Genomic DNA, 1789 nt, shown 5'->3' with positions numbered 1-1789 from the left:
CGCCTGCACCCCGCCCGCCAGCGCGCCGAGAACAGCGCCGGCAAGCGGATAGGCCCAGACCGCCCGCGCATACCCCGCCGTATCGGCAGGCTGCGGCAGCCACCCCACCGGCAGCCGCGTCAGCAGCCCGAAGGCGGCGCCCAGCTCGGCGAGGCGTTCCCTCACGGCGCTTCCGCCACCCCGGCCTCGGCGAAGGTGGCCATCCCCTGGTGGCAGGCCAGGGCCCCCCGCAGCAGCGGCACCGCCAGCGCCGCGCCCGAGGCTTCTCCCAGCCGCATCCCCAGATCCAGCAGCGCCACCTTCTCCAGCGCCGCCAGCAGCCGGCCATGCCCCGCCTCGGCCGAACGATGCGCGACCTCCGCATGGTCCAGCCCGCCCGGCGCCAGCACGGCCAGCGGCGCCGCGGCGGTGCAGGCGGCGAAGCCGTCCAGCAGCACCGGCACACCCCGCAGCCGGGCGGCCAGCGTGGCTCCCAGGATGGCCGCCAGCTCCCGCCCGCCCAGGCAGCGCGCGGCCTCCAGCGGATCGGCCCGCGCCGCGGGATGCCGCGCCAGCCCGGCATCGATGACGGACACCTTGCGCGCCAGCCCGGCATCGTCGACGCCGGTGCCGCGCCCGGCCCAATCCGCGCCCCCGCCGCCGAACAGCGCCGCCGCCATGGCCGCGGCGGCGGTGGTGTTGCCGATGCCCATCTCGCCCAGGCACAGCAGGTCCAGCCGCGCCGGCAGCGCCGCGGCGCCCTGGTTCACCGCCTGCAGGAATTCGCGTTCATCCATCGCGGGGCCGGCGGTGAAGTCGGCCGTCGGCGTCTCCAGCCGCAGCGGCACCACTTGCAGCGCGGCCCCGGCCACCGCGCAGAGCTGGTTGATCGCAGCACCACCGGCTGAAAAATTCTCCACCATCTGCGCGGTGACCGCGGGTGGGTAGGGCGAAACCCCCTGCGCCGTGACGCCGTGGTTGCCGGCGAAGACCAGCACCTGGACATGCTCCAGCCGCGGCTGCGCGCGCCCTTGCCAGCGCGCCAGCCAGGCCGCCAGCGCCTCCAGCCGGCCCAGGCTGCCGGGCGGCTTGGTCAGCCGCGCCTGCCGGGTGGCGACCGCGGCGGCAGCGCCTTCCACCCCGGCCGGCAGGGACGCAATGGCCCCGCGCAGCGCCGCCAGATCCGAGAAAAGCATGTCAGGCGTCCTGCTGCGCGATGGCGTGGAAGAAGCTGCCGGAGACCCGCCCGCGCCGCGCCCCGCCCGGGCCCAGCGCCTTGCCGGCGGCGTCGCTGAGCGCGGCCAGCGGCGCGTCGTCCCCCGGCTCGGTGACGGTGGCATAGTGGAACTCGTGACCGCGCAGCACGGCGCCGGCGCGGCCCAGCGGCCCGTCGGCCAGCAGCACCGCCTGTCGATAGCCCAGGTTCATCCTGCGGCGGGCGAAGCTGGTGGCATGGCCCAGCAGACCGGCCATGGCATGGCGCTGGCCGGAGGCATCCTCCAGCCCCTGTCCCAGCAGCATGTAGCCGCCGCATTCGCCATGCACCGGGTGGTCTTCCGCGAACCGCCGCAGCCCGCCGAGGAACCGCCCGGCGGCGGCGAGCCTGCCGGCATGCAGCTCCGGATAGCCGCCGGGCAGCCAGCAGGCGTCGCAGCCGGGGGGAGGGGGCTCGTCGGCCAGCGGCGAAAAGGGATGCAGCGTTGCCCCCGCCGCCCGCCAGCCCTCGACCACATGCGGGTCGAGGAATGAAAACGCCGCCTCGTCGGCCAGGGCGACCCGCTGCCCCGGCGGCGGCCGGGCGGGCGCCTGC

1 protein-coding gene and 1 pseudogene are annotated in these 1789 nt (G+C 76.5%); both read right to left on the bottom strand.

The annotated features are described in order from the left end of the window. Positions 1-161: 161 nt before the first annotated feature. Positions 162-1175, bottom strand: a complete 1014-nt coding sequence (gene cobT, locus BKE38_RS29435) for a nicotinate-nucleotide--dimethylbenzimidazole phosphoribosyltransferase (protein ID WP_076960643.1) — start codon at positions 1173-1175, stop codon at positions 162-164. A 1-nt stretch (position 1176) separates the two neighbouring features. Next, positions 1177-1789 (bottom strand): annotated as a pseudogene (locus BKE38_RS29430) (cobyrinate a,c-diamide synthase); the annotation flags it as partial.

Source organism: Teichococcus deserti (assembly GCF_001982615.1).
In the GTDB taxonomy this organism is placed as follows: Bacteria; Pseudomonadota; Alphaproteobacteria; order Acetobacterales; family Acetobacteraceae; genus Pseudoroseomonas; species Pseudoroseomonas deserti.
Note: the sequence above shows the minus strand (reverse complement) of the source record. Positions and strands in the feature narration are given on the sequence as shown.

Bases quoted from the DNA above. Each gene is read 5' to 3' on its own strand.
- cobT (WP_076960643.1), bottom strand. From the start codon at position 1,175: ATGCTTTTCTCGGATCTGGCGGCGCTGCGCGGGGCCATTGCGTCCCTG.